This is a genomic window from Nostoc sp. JL33, from assembly GCF_017114985.1.
GTDB lineage: Bacteria > Cyanobacteriota > Cyanobacteriia > Cyanobacteriales > Nostocaceae > Nostoc.
This window is the reverse complement of record NZ_JABXKP010000044.1, coordinates 1-18,203: the sequence shown is the minus strand read 5'-3', so window position 1 is coordinate 18,203 and position 18,203 is coordinate 1. Positions and strand designations below refer to the sequence as shown.

Annotated in this window: 13 protein-coding genes; 8 read left to right on the top strand and 5 right to left on the bottom strand. The window is 42.7% G+C overall.

Annotated elements, in window-relative coordinates; genetic code table 11:
• Positions 1-20: 20 nt before the first annotated feature.
• Positions 21-1,160, top strand: coding sequence for a serine/threonine-protein kinase (locus HWQ23_RS11940; protein ID WP_292828239.1), 1,140 nt, complete (start codon positions 21-23; stop codon positions 1,158-1,160).
• A 165-nt stretch (positions 1,161-1,325) separates the two neighbouring features.
• On the opposite strand, the gene gndA is transcribed toward HWQ23_RS11940, so the two are convergent.
• Positions 1,326-2,756 (bottom strand): NADP-dependent phosphogluconate dehydrogenase, encoded by a 1,431-nt coding sequence (gene gndA, locus HWQ23_RS11935; protein WP_292828236.1) that lies wholly within the window; start codon positions 2,754-2,756, stop codon positions 1,326-1,328.
• 217 nt (positions 2,757-2,973) lie between these two features.
• Here gndA and HWQ23_RS11930 point away from each other — a divergent pair, with 217 nt between their 5' ends.
• Positions 2,974-3,708 carry a Ycf66 family protein gene (locus tag HWQ23_RS11930; RefSeq protein WP_292828233.1) on the top strand — a complete coding sequence of 245 codons (735 nt, stop codon included), beginning with the start codon at positions 2,974-2,976 and terminating at the stop codon, positions 3,706-3,708.
• Positions 3,709-4,333: 625 nt separating this feature from the next.
• Here HWQ23_RS11930 and HWQ23_RS11925 read toward each other — a convergent pair.
• From HWQ23_RS11925 to HWQ23_RS11910, 4 genes are all read right to left on the bottom strand, one after another.
• Positions 4,334-5,128: a DUF928 domain-containing protein gene (locus HWQ23_RS11925; RefSeq protein ID WP_292828230.1), complete on the bottom strand. Its 795-nt coding sequence runs from the start codon at positions 5,126-5,128 to the stop codon at positions 4,334-4,336.
• A gap of 60 nt (positions 5,129-5,188) precedes the next feature.
• Positions 5,189-7,546 carry a CHASE2 domain-containing protein gene (locus HWQ23_RS11920; protein WP_292828227.1) on the bottom strand — a complete coding sequence of 786 codons (2,358 nt, stop codon included), beginning with the start codon at positions 7,544-7,546 and terminating at the stop codon, positions 5,189-5,191.
• Between the two features lie 218 nt (positions 7,547-7,764).
• Positions 7,765-8,916 carry a DUF1822 family protein gene (locus tag HWQ23_RS11915; RefSeq protein ID WP_292828224.1) on the bottom strand — a complete coding sequence of 384 codons (1,152 nt, stop codon included), beginning with the start codon at positions 8,914-8,916 and terminating at the stop codon, positions 7,765-7,767.
• 190 nt (positions 8,917-9,106) lie between these two features.
• A complete protein-coding gene (locus HWQ23_RS11910; RefSeq protein ID WP_292828221.1) occupies positions 9,107-10,321 on the bottom strand; it encodes a sigma-70 family RNA polymerase sigma factor in 1,215 nt (404 codons plus the stop codon).
• Positions 10,322-10,661: 340 nt separating this feature from the next.
• On the opposite strand from HWQ23_RS11910, the gene HWQ23_RS11905 reads away from it, so the two are divergent.
• The 6 genes from HWQ23_RS11905 to HWQ23_RS11880 all read left to right on the top strand — a co-directional run.
• Positions 10,662-11,006, top strand: coding sequence for a glycine zipper 2TM domain-containing protein (locus HWQ23_RS11905; protein ID WP_292828219.1), 345 nt, complete (start codon positions 10,662-10,664; stop codon positions 11,004-11,006).
• A gap of 240 nt (positions 11,007-11,246) precedes the next feature.
• Positions 11,247-11,789 carry a hypothetical protein gene (locus HWQ23_RS11900; protein WP_292828216.1) on the top strand — a complete coding sequence of 181 codons (543 nt, stop codon included), beginning with the start codon at positions 11,247-11,249 and terminating at the stop codon, positions 11,787-11,789.
• A gap of 445 nt (positions 11,790-12,234) precedes the next feature.
• Positions 12,235-12,660, top strand: a complete 426-nt coding sequence (locus HWQ23_RS11895) for a hypothetical protein (protein WP_292828213.1) — start codon at positions 12,235-12,237, stop codon at positions 12,658-12,660.
• Positions 12,661-12,791: 131 nt separating this feature from the next.
• Positions 12,792-15,011: a peptidase domain-containing ABC transporter gene (locus HWQ23_RS11890; protein WP_292828210.1), complete on the top strand. Its 2,220-nt coding sequence runs from the start codon at positions 12,792-12,794 to the stop codon at positions 15,009-15,011.
• A gap of 162 nt (positions 15,012-15,173) precedes the next feature.
• Entirely contained in the window at positions 15,174-16,676 is a 1,503-nt protein-coding gene (locus HWQ23_RS11885; protein ID WP_292828207.1) for a beta-barrel domain-containing protein, read from the top strand.
• Between the two features lie 162 nt (positions 16,677-16,838).
• Positions 16,839-18,203: filamentous hemagglutinin N-terminal domain-containing protein (locus HWQ23_RS11880; protein WP_292828204.1), on the top strand; the 1,365-nt coding region annotated here is incomplete at its 3' end.

The window sequence follows — 18,203 nt, the reverse complement described above, 5'->3', positions numbered from 1 at the left end:
ATATAAGAGCGATCGCCTATATGAGCTACTGCCTTAATCCCCATTGTCCCAAGCCGGAAAATCCTGATGATGTCAAGTTTTGCCTGACTTGCGGTTCTAAGTTACTCCTCAAAGAACGTTACCGTGCTATCAAACCAATCGGACAAGGTGGTTTTGGCAAAACCTTCTTAGCTGTGGATGAGGATAAACCCTCAAAACCACGCTGCGTGATTAAGCAATTTTATCCCCAAGCCCAAGGTACTAACACTCTTGCAAAAGCCGTAGAATTATTTAACCAAGAAGCGGTGCAGTTAGATGAATTGGGCAAACATCCCCAAATTCCCGAATTATTAGCATATTTTACCCAAGAAGGCCGGCAGTATCTTGTACAAGAATTTATCGACGGGCAAAACTTAGCCCAGGAATTGGCACATAGAGGTGCTTTCAATGAAATACAAATCCGGCAACTATTGAATGATTTATTATCAGTATTGCAATTTTGTCACGCCAGACATGTAATTCACCGCGATATTAAGCCAGAAAATATTATTTTACGTAGCGGTGATAGCAAACTAGTATTAGTAGATTTTGGGGCTGCTAAATCTGCCATTGGTGCTGCCTTAAATCAAACTGGTACTAGTATTGGTAGTCCAGAATATGTTGCACCTGAACAAATGAGAGGTAGGGCTGTTTTTGCCAGCGATATTTACAGTTTGGGGGCGACCTGTATTAATTTATTAACAGTGCGATCGCCTTTCGATTCCTATGATACCAACAACGGTACATGGGTTTGGCAGCAATATTTGAAAACCCCCATTAGTAATCAGTTAAATCGCATTCTCAACAAGATGCTAGAAAGTGCCCCAATTCGGCGTTATCAAACAGTAGATGAAGTGATCAAAGACTTAAATCAACAGTCGCAAGTAGCAGCCACGCCAGCGATTGCACCAAAACCTATCCTTCAATCACCACCAAATTTACCACCCAATTTTGTATCGAAATCTCCTAGTCAAGTTGAGAAAGAATTAGAGGAAATGAAAACCCAATTTTTGGGTAGTAGCAAACCTCAACCAAATAAAATACAGCCACCAAATCCAATATCTCAGCCTTCTATTAAAAGCAAAATAGATGAAGAATTAGAAGAATTAAAAGCTAAATATCTTGGTAAGAATAACCCCTAAAATCAATAAACAGTAGAGAATTGCTATTATCCTCTCTCTTCCTCTGCGTTCTCTGCGCCTCTGCGGTTCGTTAAAAAAAGTGACTCTGAAACTCAGAGCCACCTTAAAACTGTATTCTGAAACTTATTAACCTTTCACAGTATCCTGATGTAGAGATGTGAAAGTTTACTTCTTGGCTTCAGCAATTGGCACCCATTCAGTATGGAAACTTCCGGGCTTATCAAGACGCAGGTAAGTATGTGCGCCAAAGTAGTCGCGTTGTGCTTGAGTTAGATTTTGGGGCAAGCGATCGCGGCGATAGCTGTCAAAATAATCCAAGGATGCGCTAAATGCGGGTACTGGAATTCCCAGTGTTGCAGCTGTCGCAATCACTTCCCGCCAAGCAGTCTGTCTGTCGAGAATTGTCTGCTTAAATTCGGGAGCTAACAGCAAGTTAGGCAAAGCTGGATTTTCGCTAAAAGCCTTCTTAATCTTATTCAAAAAGCGAGCGCGAATAATACAACCACCTTTCCAAATCCGCGCCAATTCGCCCAGATCCAAATTCCAGTTATATGTTTTTGAAGCTGTGGATAGCAACGCCATCCCTTGAGAGTAAGAACAGATTTTTGAGCAATAGAGAGCATCGCGTACTTTGTTGATAAAGTCCTTGGTTTGCCCGTCATACTTGCCACTGGGGCCTGTAAGGACTTTAGATGCTGCAACCCGCTCCTCTTTAATAGAAGAGATAATCCGGGCATTAACTGCTGCTGTAATTGTGGGAATAGAGACTCCCAATTCCAACGCAGTTTGTACAGTCCAGCGTCCAGTTCCCTTTTGACCTGCTGCATCAACAATCAAATCCACCAGGGGTTTATTTGTTTCTGGGTCAATATATGGGAAGATATTCCTCGTAATCTCAATCAAAAATGAATCGAGTTCATCCGTGGTGTTCCATTCAGCAAACACCTCATGTAGCTGATTATGGTCTAATCCAGCAACATTTTTCAGCAAGTCGTAGGCTTCAGCAATTAGCTGCATATCGCCGTACTCAATGCCGTTGTGTACCATTTTGACATAGTGGCCAGAGCCACCAGGGCCAATGTAGGTTACACAAGGGCCATCATCGACTTGGGCAGCAATTTTGTTGAAAATTGGCGATAGAAACTCGTAAGAGCTTGTTGTACCTCCAGGCATCAGTGAAGGGCCATTCAGCGCCCCTTCTTCACCGCCACTGACACCCATACCAAGATACCGAAGCCCAGCCGGTTCTAATTCCTGAGTGCGTCGTTCTGTATCTTCAAACCAAGAGTTGCCACCGTCGATAATGATATCGCCTTCCTCTAACAAGGGTTTGAGTTGAGCAATCACCGCATCCACTGGCTTGCCAGCTTGCACCATTACTAGAATTTTGCGGGGACGTTCCAATAAGGCAACGAATTCTTCTAGAGTAAAGGCGGCTTTGACGTTCCTTCCTGGCGCACGCTGCGCCATAAACGCATCCGTTTTTTCTCGGGAGCGGTTGTAAACTGCAATTGGGAAGCCATTGCGCTCTACGTTGAGAGCGATGTTCTCACCCATAACGGCTAATCCAATCACACCAAAGCTTTGTAGTGTCATAAAAAATTTCTGGCTAACTCTTGCAGATCCTTTTAACTTTAAGGGTAGTCCGATATTTTCTGTTCTCTCCTAAAGAAGACCTTAAGAGTTGATATAAATGACAAAAATCCACAACTAACATGGATAATTAATTTTAAATTGTATCTAAATCAACAATTAACTGGCAAAATTTGCAAAATTGAAATAATTAAAGGATGCAGTAAGGAGTAACCAAATAATGCTGGCATATGTCCTAGCTTTGGTGGTCGGTCTTGGTAGTTTAGCCATTTATATAGCAGCTTTCTTTTTCCCAGAAATCCACCGCAAGAATGACTTTATCTGGAGTGGTGTAGGACTTTTCTACGCCTTAGTCTTATGGGTGTTTGCACCACGCATTACTGGAGGTTTGTTGCTGGGTCATGTGGCTAGTGTGGCTCTTTTGGTCTGGTTTGGCTGGCAAACTCTATCATTGCGTCACCAACTGACCCCGCAGGCACAACAAACCCAAGTACCCAGCCCTGAGACGGTGAAAACTGGCATTCAGGAACAGGTAAATAAGTTGTCGCTTCAGGAACGGCTGGGCCAGTTGCAAAAAGGTCTTGGTAGCACCTTCAGTGGCGCGAAAGACAAGGTGCAGCAGACTGTGAGTAAAAAAACACCCACAACCCCCAAACCTGAAGATATTACCTCTGTTCTGGGAAAGAAACCTGTTGAGATTATCGATAAAACTACTCCCATACCAGAACAACCAGCAGAGGAGACAGTTACTACTGACACCGAAGCAAAAACCGAGAGTGTGCCGGAAGCGATTCCACCACATCCCCCATCTCCTGAATTGGTGGAAGCAGCGCAAGCAGATTTTGAAATTAAGGACAAGCAACCGATTCCCGTAGAAGAAATTGCGCCGGATGCGGTACTCGCTCCCCCAGCAGAAACGCCACCGGAAGCAATACCGCCTAATCAAGCTAGTTGAATGCTGTGAAACCCAACGTTAACCTAATATGATGTTGGGTTTCACTCAACTTGTTTTAATTTCTGCCACAAATCCCTTGAAACAGAAAGCATCCCAATGAGTGTAAAATCTAACAATCTTCCGTCATTGCTACGCCTAGCGTTCGTCGTTCCTCCTCGCAATGACATATTAAATTTTATTATTTCATCGAATTAGGACTTACGCAGAAGTTACGGAATAACGTAGACGCGGAGCGGCTTGCCGCAGGCTACCGCAGAGGCACTAAAGGGCATAGAGAAATCAGAGTTTGAGAGATATTTTGCGTAAGTCCTACGAATAATAAAAACTGGGATGTACCCCTGAAACAAACCTAGATGAATTAAAAGAACAAAAAACTAACCAGTATTTTATGAAGAATTAAAGAAGCGTCGGAATATTATGCAATACGGTTCAGTTAAGCATTTATTTCTTCTCTCAGTGCCCTCTGCGCCTCTGTGGTTCGTTAAAAAAATTGACTTTGACAAAGGATTTTAGCCTTAACACCAAGCGTATTGGAATATTATGCTAACTAATAGTGCTTGGGAAAAGAACTCATTAGATGTTAGCGTTAGTAAGTTAATTAAAAGAGCGTCTAGAAACCTTGATATCAATGCAAAATAAGGGGCTGTTTAGCTAAATTCTCTAAATCTACGGATTTAAGCAAATTCATCCACTCCACTGCGAGAGTTGGATCTTCAGGTTTGGCAAGACGTAATTCAGCCAGAGTAGTCAAGGCATCGTACCAAATACCATTCTGGGCATAAAGCCCTACTCGTTGCTCAGGAGTTGCTTGCTTGGTGCTATCTACTAATTTAGGATTTAGATTAACCCGTTGCACCCATCCTTCTACATACTCCCGTTGTGCAGGTTGTTGGGGATTGCAAATGACTTTCATCTTGAAAAACCAGTGATACATTTTGTTTACTTGCAATCGGGGAGTAGTTGCGTTTAAGCGAATGCTAATAATTCCTGGTACTTCTGGTATTGTTACTATTGTTCGGTAAAGAGTTTGACTTAATTTACTTGATTCATCTTTGAGAACAAACTCAATGGAATTAATTGTAGATTTTTTATAGGGGACAAAAAACCAAAAAGTTGGATATTCCTCAGTCGTCAATCCCCAAACTTTAGTAACAGAAACTGCTTCTGTTTTTCCTTGTTTGAGTGTCTGTTTATATACAGGTACAAGTGCAATCATAGACTGATTACCGACACTACAGCCACGACTTGCAGCTCCTCCGCGATCGCCTGTTGCACCCCTGTCTGGAGGAGGTGGAGGAGGCGAAAATGTCATAGGAATGGCCGCAGCTGGTGCCATCCAAATCATTGGATAATAGCCGATAATTCCGGACAAAGCCATCCCGATACAGCGATTAATTTGTATTTGCCAATAGCTTTTCATAAAGCGTTCTGCCTCCTGCCTGCTGAACGGTGGTTTTCATATTTAAAATTAGCGTTATTATTAATTTTTAAATTTTATGTTTAAGTAAGTTGTAGCTATTAAACTATGACCTACTAAAGCCAACATAGCAGGAATCAGGGGAACCCAACAACTATATACAATTAAAAATATAAAGCAGCTAGCGTATAAACTAATAATAGCTATCCCTCCTGCCAAGCTTAAGTAAGTGAATCGACGCAGATAAGCAGTAAGCAAACCGCCTAAAAAAGACCAGCCCCAAACCCAAATTACTTCATCCCAAAATGGCCAAGTCCACAACAGAGGTTGTCCGTCCAAAGCAGCACCGAGCAGTTGGCTAACCATCTGGGCTTGCAAAAATACTCCTGGTATTGCCTGTAATTTCCCTTTAGGAGTGGTATAGGGAGTTAACCAGTAATCACCAAAAGTTTCTGCTGTTGTGCCAATAATGACTATTTTGCCTTTGACTGCATTGGCATTTAGCTTACCCGTTAGCACTTGTTGCAAAGTAATATGTGGTGCAATTGCTTCTGAGGAACCAGAGGAACGATAATTTAATAAAATTTGGTGTCCAAAAGCGTCAACCCCTTGATAACCACCAGTATGAGCTTCTATTGGTTTAAATCCCTGCTTCCCTAATTGCCACGCGCCATCAGGGGTAAAGCGCAACTGAATTCCCTTGGTGTACAAGTAACGTAATGCAAGTTGAACACTCAGGGCATAGGTGGCAGTACAAGGAGATGAGGGTGAGGGAGTTAACGCTAATAGATGGCGACGCACGACATTATCTGAATCTATGGCAATATCGCTAAAACCTAGATTATGTGGAGAAAGTTCTGGGGGTGGTTTCACACCTAGTTTTCCGGCTTGGGAATCGCTAAGTTGACACACCGCCACAAAGCGATCGCTTTTTCGCATTCGTTCTGCCAATGCTGGATAATCCTTACCCACTGGATAATCTCGGTATATATCCAAACCAATAACTTCTGGTTGATATGCCTCTAATTTTTCTAACAGTTTGGCAAGTGATTTGTCTGACAAGGAACCCTGAGGTTTTTCCTGTTTTTGCGCCTGCACATCTTCTTCAGTCACAGTGACAATCAGTAGGCGTGAGTCTGCTTTCTCAGGAGGACGCAAGCGTAATAGTTGGTCAAACGCACTTAGCTCTAATGGTTGCAAAACACCCGAATACCTTACTCCCGTTAATATTCCAGTGATTGCCATGCTGATCAGTAAGAGCAGTGAGAAGCCAAGCCGATTTGTGATTCTTTTAACAGGGGTGGTTTTAGGCAAAGATGTATGAACATTACCTATATTTCTACACAATTCCCCCCAATTCAACGGCATCTCTGCCGGATTTTGACAGATAATAGGCAACCATGTAGCGCAGGGAAATTGATTTTCTAGCCCCTGTAACCTTTCTCGTGCCTCCCTCACAGCTAAATACAACGAATTTACCCGCACGAAGGCTGACAAAAAATACTTTAAAAACTGCTGCGCCACCCGATCAGGTACAGGCTCTCGCATCACGATCATTTGGGGAATATGCAAACAAGCAAACTCTCGTGCCAATCCCAAGCCATCACAAGAATTGAAAATCGCCAGTTGTAGACCTCGTTCCACTGCCTTTTTTAAGGCATACTTTAACTGGCTAATTGTTAGACTTTCAGTTTGATTGATGTAGATTTTTCCTATTTCATTCGTTTCCTCAGTAGAACTGTGTCCGGCGAAAAATAGAATCTGCCAATGCTGCTCCCATAGCTGATCAGTAAGGTCTTGGCATTGTGGTTCAACTAAAAAAGTGATGTCTGCATTCGGTAATGAATTAAGTAGTGCCTGGTCTGCTTTAGTATCAATTCCTTGGCTGTTACCCAAAATTGCTAAGATTTTTACTTTGTCGTATGTAGTTGCTATTCGGTTAAGGTTGACTTGTTCGTAGGCGGGAGCGCTCAGGGCTATTTCCGCCTGGGGATAGCGCTCCAGCAAATCCCAAAGATGCCAGGGGAGTTTTTGTAATTGGAGGTCTTTGGTTTGTAAAAGCACACGGATATTATCCGTAAGCATGAGTTTTTCCAACCATTTCTCACGGATAGTCCGAAAGGAATCGGCAGCAAGCCAACTATTAAAACGGACTTTCAATTCTTCAGTCACCTGCTGGCAGTCTTCTAGGCTGGGGGCTTGATTAAATTCCTTAGGTAAACCAATAGGACGAGATGACAACCTTAAATTACGATAAATAGATTGCCAACGGTAATAATCGCGGAGAATTTCTGGGTTGGGAGGAAGCGCACCTGTGATTTCCACACTAGGGCGGACATTTTCATCACCAATCTGTAGCGTCACGGGAAACCCTTGTTCAAAGTTTCCCTCCCCTAACTTTAAGATGACTAACTTGCCCACAGCTAGTTCTCCCCAGATTATGAGTTGTATCTATTATCTCAATTGCTAAACTACAAAGTCGGTTAATTATTTGATTCATTACATTACATATTATGCTAAATTACCTTTAAAAAAGCCATAAAACCCTTAATATGTAAGAATAATGAACATTATTTACTAACATTTTCGGAGTTTAGCACTGATGAGAGGTTTTTGACCTTTTTTTTAACTAATAATACTTAAAACCGCAAAATCTCTCGGTCATAGTCTTCAGGCGCGGGTTCTATTTCCCAAACCAATCCTTCTCCTAATTCCAAAATTACTTCCAAATACAACATATCTACAGGAGTTGTTGCCGTATCTTCATTATTCTCAAAAGCTTGTAAGTCTTCCGTTAGTAGTCGGAGCTTAAACCCAGCAGGAATTTGTCCACCAGGAGTTGTACTTTGCAATTCAAAGCGCCAAACATAGTCCTCAGAAGCGGTTTTTGGGAAAATACGTAACTCGTATGTATGCTCTGCAACTATTATTTGCCGAGACAAGCCGAGAAATGGTTCTGCACTCCGCATTCCCGTAGGCACCACGACGAATTCTCTTTTTTCCCATCCCCACTGTTGAGCTAAATTGGTTACTCCTGTCTGCAACCATTGCGGAATTGACCACTGGATGAGTAAATCCTGACGCAGTTCATACAATTTTTTTCGCCAACCGCTATGTGCCAGGAGCGCACCCCAGAGTGAAAATGGAACTACCAAACGCGGGAATTTCAGATCGCGATCGCCCAATCTTTCTAAGAGGTTTTCTGCCTGGGTTTTGGCAATAGAATCTAAAGGTGCAATCTCGGCGCGTAAGGCTTCTGGCTGATTAAGTTGGCGTGTAACCCACAGCACATTAATATCTGGAATTAAATCTTCATTTTCCAAGCTGTAAGTACGATCTCCAGGATCATAAATCCCTTTTGTTTTCAGAATTTGATGGGTTGTGTAGCCAAAAATCTTCATCCAGCCATCATCGGCATTTACCTGTACTGCTACGTAATAGTCAGCAGCCCACTCTGGAATATCTACCCATTCCTGCGGTACGCGCAACTCATCGTCATCCATAGCGAGGGTGGGAATTAATACAAGGCGATCGCGATCAAAAGTAATAGCTGTGCCATTGACTACTTCCCAAAAACTCGGCAATGCCGCACTGTTGGGATAAACTCTGGCGGTGGGAGCAATTTCTTCTTTGAACCAAGGCAAAAATGCTTGCAAGCATTTTTGATTTATCCACCCACGTTGATAAGCACCAGGTGTTGAGTATGGTTGTTCTTGCACCTCTGGAGATTGGGGAATTTCTAAGTATAAATGCTGTGAGTCAATAGTAAATGGGGGGGGTGCGTTCAACATAAATAATTTTAGAATGGCTCCATATTAAAAAATGAATGGGGAATGGGGAGTGGGGAGTGGGGAAACTAAGTATTACCGCAAGGGACGGGGTTTCAACCTAGCTTGGAAAATAGGGATTTTTTCGCTTCACATCGGGCGAGGCTTAAAACCAAGTTTTCTATCTCTAGTTTTCTCTTCTGTTCCCCACTCCCTACTCCCTACTCCCGCCCCGAAGGGGGTTGTTGATCTGGGTATGGCTATATTGGACTTTGAGCCATTCCTCTAAGCTTGTGTTTATAGCATCTATTACGTCCGATTTATGAGAAATATGCAAGGTGTTTTGACTCCACTGCGTTAAAGTCAGCAGCAATGACTTTTTAATGCTGCTAAGGCGACGGGAAACAGTATATTGCTTAATTTCTAACTGTGCAGCAACTTCTGTTTGAGTAAGCTTGTGACCGTAGTAAACTTGTAGTAGTTGTTGTGACTTTGCATCCATTGCAGCGATCGCTTGGTGCAAAAATTGGTTTAACTGAGCTTGCTGATTTCGTGCATTCGCAGCTTCTTCCTGCTCAATGATTTCCGTTAGTAAAGATGTTGGCTTTGCAGGCAATATGTCTAATAAATTACCATCATCTTCTTCTTTGAGGGGAGCGTCTGCGGAAACAACCTGAGGATAGAGGAAAGTACGGGCAGCTTTAGCAGAAGATAATAGCCAGCTTTCTATGGTTAGCTGGTTGAGTGGGGGAGTGGGTGAACTCAATCGGCTTAAACGTTCTGCATTATAAAGATTAGTAATAGCCTCCCAAGTCAGAGTATCTGGTTTGGTAAGCTGGCGAATTTTTATGTTGTCACCTGTGTAGAGTTCCTTAAAGCATTCCCAGGCTAAAACATAACTCTCGATGCAGTGAGCGTTAAATCCGGCATTTTGTAATGACTGCACTAGTCGTTTGCGGCTGAGTTTATGTAATAATGCCCAGTCTGAGCAAATGTTTGCTTCCCGACGTAAGCGCAGTACATCCTTGATAATCGATTCAAAAGCTAATTCTGCATAGGCTTTTAAATGCGAACTGTATTGAGGATTGAAAGTTTTGAGGATTTTGTTAATATGAGCGATCGCCATCTGAAAACAGTCTGCCAGAGACGATTGCCTGGCAAAGTTGAGGGCGAATTTTCTTGCAGTCCAATAGCACACCTCTTGTAAGTAAGCAGAAAGATGTGCGATCGCCACAGCACTAGATTGAGTCTGCCAAACTTCATACCAGTAAAGTGCCCAAAAGGTATCTGATTTCTCAGTTGACGACCCCTCCAGGCAAACTTTCATACTGCGTCGCAGTTTGGCATCTGTTGCCCAACCACTAAATTGGTCTGCCTCAAATTGCACAAATGTAGAAAAGATTTCAACAATGCCCTGTCGGGGTTGCATGGAATATTTGCCGTTGTTTGAACATAGCTGATTTCAATTATACAGCCATAGGGACAAAAGCTAATTCGTTGCTGCATAAGGATTTTACAGATTTTTTCCCAAATTTTCTATTCTCAATGCATAAAAACTAAAAGTCATCGTAAAGAGTGATATGCAGAGAAGTTCATTTAGTAAGTATCACAAAAAAGATGCTTTCTTTGGGGACTAGCTGAATCATTGGATAATTTCGTCAAGAACAAAACTTCGATGGTTATAGCCGCAAATTGATTCCGCAAATATGCAACTTGTTAAAACTTACCCAATTCTTTCTGCATTACCTAATTCAAAAAGGAGAAAAACCATGTTAAACAATCAAAGCTACTTACAAGATTTTGGTTTGTTCACTGAATTAAATTCCGAAGAATCTGCTGCTGTCAGTGGAGGTTTGCGGAATCAAAACGCAGAGGGCGGCTACGGAGAGGACATAGGAGGTGCCATTGGAGGCGCAGCTGGAACAGCTGCTGGAACCGCCCTTGGAGGACCCATAGGAGGTGCCATTGGAGGCGCAGTTGGAACAGCTGCTGGAGCAGTTGTTGGAAACAACATTGCAAACGGGAATACAACAACTATTGGAGCAGTGGTTGGAGGCGTTGTTGGAGGGCCTGTTGGATCAGTCATTGGAGGCATTATTGGCTCATTATTTTGAACTCGTTCCAAGGAGCAGTTCATTGCGTTGCCCGTGGCGAACCATAGACTTAGCAGCAGCGATGACTGGATCAATCTCCTCTAGTCTAAGTACATAATTTAACAAGTTCGTAGCAAATTGAACTCCGAAAGATTCTACTACCCTGATTATAGCTTTTTGTAATTTGCAGACATACCCTAAACAGGTCACATGAATTTTGAGGTCTGTCTGTCTAGTCTTAACATATTTTGGAGAGAGAATATGACAAGTATCAGCAAAAGTTTTGGATTGGTAAATATAGCTTCCCACGATATATTCCGGATACCCAACGACTTATTAGTGCCCTCACCTTCAGCTCCTTTGCCTCCCCCAACTCCAGATCCTTTACTACCAAACATAGAGCTAGATACAGGTAGTATCAGTTTTAATAATGGAGTTCCAGTAGGAGGCCATGCTCACCTGAGTTTGTTTCCAGATGGAAGTTATAGCTTTACAGGTAATTTCCATGATAGTGGCGCTACTAGCTATGATACATCACTTGTTTTTGCGCTTAAAGATGATGTACATGGTTCAGTTTTTACATTCTCGCATACGGGGCGAACTCATGGCACTTTTGAGGCTGGTTCTAGAGATGATAATTGGGGTGTATCCGGTACTAATCCAGCGCTAGCTGCTGCTTGGGGCGGAATATCGAGTAGCTACAATTCGTCTTGGAATGCTGGGGCAAATCTCGATTTGGGGAGTTTACTTGATGGAGCAATTAAGGCAGTAGGTTTCGCTGGAGCGGTAATTGCTATTGTTTGATATATATAGCAATCCTAAATCATTCGTGAGAAAAAAATTGCTGAAATACTTATAGATACGTACTTTCTGGCTACGTATTTTCTCATGTTTCAATTGCGATTGCTATAGCCAAAAGCTAATTCCTTGCTGCGTAGGGATTTTACAGATTTTTCAAAAATTTTTCTGATCCAAGTGCATAAAAAATAAAAGCCGTCGTAAAGAGTGATATGCAGAGAGATTCACCTACTAAGTACTAAAAACATGTACGAACAAGGGGAATGAAAAATTATCCAATTATCTCTGTATGGGGCATTTAATTAGTGCCTATTTGGTGACTTTTTAATTGGGATTAAAACTTAATTCCAGAGTGATTAAGCCCAGTTTGATTTTTAAGTGCAAAGTAACAAGTTTATCTGGAAAAAATATTTCCAGAAATTCCAATCAATTACAATCAAGGAGAAAAACAATGTCAAATCTCGACAATATCACCTCTAATTCTAACTATTCTGTTGTTTCTCAAGAACAACTGTTCACCGAATTAACTCTCGAAGAAGGAGCCGTCATCGAAGGTGGTGCTATCTACAATCTCGGCAATAAATCGGGTATTACCGTCAACTACTTGATTAACGGACGAAAGGACTTTTTGTATTTTAATGATGAAAGGCAATATGATTTCAGAAGACCACCAACTGTTAGCTTCGACCAAAAGATTGGACCTGGCTATGATGTAGTAAACATCCCACTATCTCCAGGAACCAATAACTTTGATACAAGTGAAGGTTATTTAATCTTAACTGGTGGTAGTGATGGGCCTGGTGCCAACGTTGTGCCTGCTGCTGCCAACTTTGCGTCTGGTGCCAATGGCAATGGGGGTGCTGCCAACCTTCTTTAATCCTAAGCGCAATGACCTTTTACTGCGTCAGCCAAGCAGTCAAAAGTCGAATATGACAAGCTAAACGCTCAATCAAGTCGGGTCAAATGACCCGACTGTATTTTTTCACCCATAATTAATTGCACCTGAAAATGAAATACCAAATAGTCCTCCAACACACTGAAGAAGACTGCGGTGCAGCGTGCATTGCCACTATTGCCAAACACTACGGACGCACATTTACCCTCAATCGCGTTCGGGAAGCCGTAGGCACTGGTTCCAGAGGAACATCCTTGCTGGGATTGAAGCGAGGCGCGGAAGTACTGGGATTTAATGCCCGTCAAGTTAAAGCCACTCCCCAACTAATCGACCAATTACACCAAATATCCCTACCAGCCATTATTCACTGGAAAGGCTACCACTGGGTAGTTTTATACGGTCAAAAAGGTAAAAAATATGTCATCGCTGACCCTGGTATTGGTATCCGTTATCTTACCCGTCAGGAGTTAGTTGCAGGTTGGGGTAATGGCGTGATGTTACTGCTGACTCCTGACGACAGCCGCTTTTCTGAACAAGAATCAGATAAAATTGGGGGTTTGGGAAGATATCTGCAACGGGTTTGGCCCTATCGCTCTATTCTCGCTCAAGCGATCGCCATTAACATCGCCATTGGACTGCTTTCTTTAGCATCTCCCTTTATGATGCAACTCCTCACCGATGATGTGTTAGTACGAGGTGATACCCAACTACTAACCACTGTGGCAATTGGGGTGATTGCCATGAACTTAATTAGAAGCGCCATTAGTTTAGTACAATCTCATCTCATTGGTCACTTTAGTCAAAAATTGCAATTAGGACTAATCTTAGAATACGGACGCAAACTCTTACATTTACCCCTCTCCTACTTTGAAGGACGACGCAGTGGGGAAGTTGTCAGCCGCATTTCTGATGTTAAGTCCATCAATAACTTAGTTTCCCAAATTGTCCTCGGATTACCCAGTCAGTTTTTTATCGCTGTAATTTCCTTGGCTTTTATGCTCTTTTACAGTTGGGAACTAACTCTAGCTTCCATAGTTGCATTTTTTATTATCACAGCTGTTAACTTGCTTTTCTTACCAGTGATGCGCCAGAAAACCCGCAATATGATTGTTTCTGGTACAGAAAACCAAGGCTTTCTGGTAGAAACATTTCGCGGTGTCCAAGTGTTAAAAACTACCCAAGCCACTCCCCAAGCTTGGTCAGAATACCAAGGGAATTATGGTCGCCTCGCCAACTTGGGCTGGAGTATGATGAAGCTGGGACTTTATAGCAGTACAATTACTGGCATTCTTTCCACTTTCATTAGTATTGGCATCCTTTGGATAGGTAGTTACTTAGTCATTAATCACACCTTATCAATCGGTCAATTGATGGCATATAACGGCATGAGTGGCAATTTTCTGGGCTTCTTAGCTGCTGCGATCGGCTTAGTAGATGAGTTTATCACTGCCCAGATAGTCATTCAACGCATGACAGAAGTTATTGATGCTACCCCAGAAGACGAGAATGATTTCAAAAAGCCTTGGGCACAAATTCCTGGGAATGCAGATATTGCTTGCACTGAACTTAACTTTCATCACGCAGGTAGAGTTGACCTACTAGAAGATTTTTCCTTAACTATTCCTGGCGGTAAAGTCATTGCTTTAATTGGTAAATCTGGCTGTGGTAAAAGTACCCTGGCGAAATTGATTACTGGTTTATATAAACTTCAGTCTGGTAATATTCGTTATGGTTTCTATAATCAGCAAGACCTCTCTTTAGAATGTCTGCGACAACAGGTAGTATTAGTTCCTCAAGAACCCCATTTCTGGAGTCGTTCTATTATTGATAACTTCCATTTTAGTTATCCTCACATCAGTTTTGAAGAAATCGTCAGAGCTTGTCAAATTGCTGGTGCAGATGAATTTATTAGCAAACTACCCGATAAATATCAAACTGTTTTAGGAGAATTTGGTGCAAATCTTTCCGGTGGACAACGCCAAAGATTAGCGATCGCCAGAGCAATAGTTACTGAGCCACCGATCTTAATTTTAGATGAATCCACGGGCGCACTCGACCCTGTAAGCGAAAGACAAGTACTAGATAGACTTTTATCTCATCGTCATAATAAAACGACTATTCTGATTAGTCACCGTCCCAAGGTCATACAAAGAGCAGATTTAATTGTACTTTTAGAACAAGGACGCTTAAAAATCCAAGGTACACCAGAAGAATTGCGGAAATTACCTGGTGAACATTTAGATTTCCTAGATGATATTTTCCCCTCTCAGGATGCGTTAGCGCTGACATATTCACCCGCTCACCGTAACGGCAAGTCTGTTGCCATTAATTAAGATGAACCCCACCCCCAACCCCTCCCCGCAGGCGGGGAGGGGAGCTAAAGCGCAGCTTTGGCGGGGTGGGGTTCTGGGTTTTATGCTTAATTGCCCAGACATGATATCAGTTGTAAAAATCTCTGTTTTCTTTATGCCTCTGCGGTTTACTCATATTACATCATGGTTAGCAATACAGATTTTCTACCCCCAATTCAAACCAACGAATTTCTCCCACCAATTAATCGTTGGACAACCTTTGGCGGAATGTTTATTCTCTGCGTTCTAGGACTAGTTGTTCCAGTTGCTGCTGTTACTAAATATAAAGTCACCGTCCAAGGACAGGCGGTTGTGCGTCCGGCGGGTGAATTGCGAATTGTGCAAGCGGCGACTGAAGGTCAGGTAATGCACATTTATGTCAAAGAAAATCAAATTGTCAAAAAAGGAGATGCGATCGCAACTATCGACGACTCCCGTCTGCAAACCAAAAAGAGCCAATTGCAAACTACTATTCAACAATCTAAGTTACAGCTAGTGCAAATCAATGCCCAGATTAATGCCCTCAACAGCCAGATTCGAGCCGAAACTGACCGCGTAAATCGGATTATTACTGGTGCCCAAGCCGAATTGAGCGGTCGCCGTCGGGAATATCGAGATAAAAATATTACCACTGTTTCCGAACTCCAAGAAGCTGATGCCAACATCAGAATTGCTGAGAAAGAATTGCACGCTGGGGAAGCACAGTTAAAAACAGCACAAGCGAATCTCCATGCGACTGAAGCTGCCTTGGGTGTAGCCCAGTCAAAACAGAACCGATATGAGAGTGTAGCTGCCCAAGGGGCGCTATCTAAGGATCAATTGGAAGAAGCACAATTATCTGCCAAACAGCAAGAGCAAGCGGTAAAGGCGCAACAAGCAGCAGTGGAGGCGCAAGAACAGACAATTGAACGGTTACAACAAGCAGTATCTGCTGCCATTGCGAGAAGGCAACGCGCCCAAGTTGCCGTCAATCCAAGTAATGCAGCAGTAACTGTTGCTACTGAGCGGATCGCTCAAGAAAAAGCCGGAGGGGAAAGCAATAAAGCAACAATAGAAAAGGAACGCCAAGCCCTAGTTAAGCAACGGATTGAAATTGAAAAACAGCTAGAGCGTGATACTAGCGAACTCAAACAAGCAAAAATAGATTTAGCTCAAACCACGATCGCAGCTACCGCCGATGGGATAATATCTCAACTCAATTTGCGAAACCCAGGTCAAACTGTGCGTCCTGGCGAAGAAGTGGTGCAAATTGTCCCCACTGATGCGCCTCAAGTTTTGAAAGCAGTAGTGGCATCTGAAAATCAAAGTAAGTTAAAAATTGGCCAAAAAGTCCAAATGCGGGTCAGCGCTTGTCCTTACCCAGATTATGGTACTCTCAATGGTCAAGTGCAGGCGATTTCTCCAGATGCGATCGCTCCCCAAAAGAATAATAGCAATTCATCTACTGACACATCTGTTAGTCGGCAAGCACCAACGGCTGGTAGTTACTACGAAGTGACTATTGAACCGGAAACTCTGGTTTTAGGCAAAGGGAAAAACCAGTGTCACATTCAATTGGGCATGGAGGGTAGGGTTGATATTATTTCCCGTGAAGAAACGGTGCTGCAATTCTTTCTCCGTAAGGCAAGGTTGATGAGTGATTTGTAACTTTTTCTTTTGGGAAGCATTACCTAACGTTAAGTTTTAGAAACTTTACTCTCCTCTAGTCAAAATATCTGCTGAAATTAATGGCATAAATAAAAATTTATCAATAGATAGATTAATTGCATATTCACAGGTAGGAAATGAGCAGGCGAGGCTGATTCTGATATGGCAATCTGTGGATATAGGAATTGGCGCTCAGGTTTCTTAGGAGTTGTTAGCATTATTGGAGTGCTTGCTCATGTCATATTTGGTTCTGAAAATCACGCCTTAGCCCAGATTACCCCTGATGGAACATTGGGCGATCGCTCTTCAAGAATCACTCCCAATGTCAATATTAAAGGTAGTGCTGCTGACCGGATTGATGGCGGAGCAATTCGCGGTGCAAACCTGTTCCATAGTTTTCGTGAATTCAATGTCGGAGAATCCCAGCGAGTTTATTTTGCCAATCCCACGGGAATCTCCAATATTCTCACACGGGTGACGGGAAGTAATATCTCGAATATTCTCGGTACACTGGGGGTGAATGGTAGTGCAAATTTGTTTTTGATCAATCCCAATGGTATTTTATTCGGGAACAATTCACGGCTGGATGTGGCGGGTTCGTTTGTGGCGAGTACGGCGAATTCATTTGTGTTTGGCAATGGGTTGGAATTTAGTGCTACCAATCCTCAAACTCCTTCGCCATTACTAACAGTTAATCCTTCGGCATTGTTGTTCAATCAACTTGCGGCTGGCAGAATTGAAAACAGGTCAATTGCACCAGCAGGAATAGATCCCGCAGGTCTTAATGCATCTGGTTTACGAGTAGGAGATGGTAAAAGTTTGCTGCTAGTGGGTGGTAATGTCAGCATAGATGGCGGCAAGTTAAATGCTTATGGTGGGAGAGTTGAATTAGGGGGGTTAGCGGCATCTGGAAATGTCAATCTTCTTTTTAATGGGGATAATCTCAGCTTGAAATTTCCTCTTAATGTGACTCGTGCTTCGGTATCGCTTACCAATGAAGCAGGTGTATTTGTGCAAGGTGCTGGTGGCGGTGATATTACGATTAATGCCCAAAATGTAGAGATATTAGGCAAAAGTGCCCTTAATGCTGGTATTGGGGCGGGTTTGGGGACACCTGAGACTGTTGCAGGGGATATTACGCTAAATGCTACCGAAGAAATCAAAATTGCTGATTTTGGTAGCGTGATTAACAATTTAGTAGAAAAAGGAGCATTTGGTAATGGAGGCAACATTACCATCGATTCTGGTAACTTATCTCTAAGTGATCAGGCTGGAATTGATGCCTCAACTTATGGACAGGGGAATGCAGGGAATGTGACAGTGCGTGCAAAAAATGCTATTTCCTTTGCAGATACCAGTGGCATCGGCAGCGTGGCGGCAGGTGTCGGTAACGGTGGCAATATCGACATTAATGCAGCAACCCTGTCACTCACTGATGGCGCTAGCCTGGCAACCTTTACTCGTGGTGCATCTGATACCCAACCAGCAGGAAAAGGGGATGCAGGCAATGTCAATGTTTTGGTAACA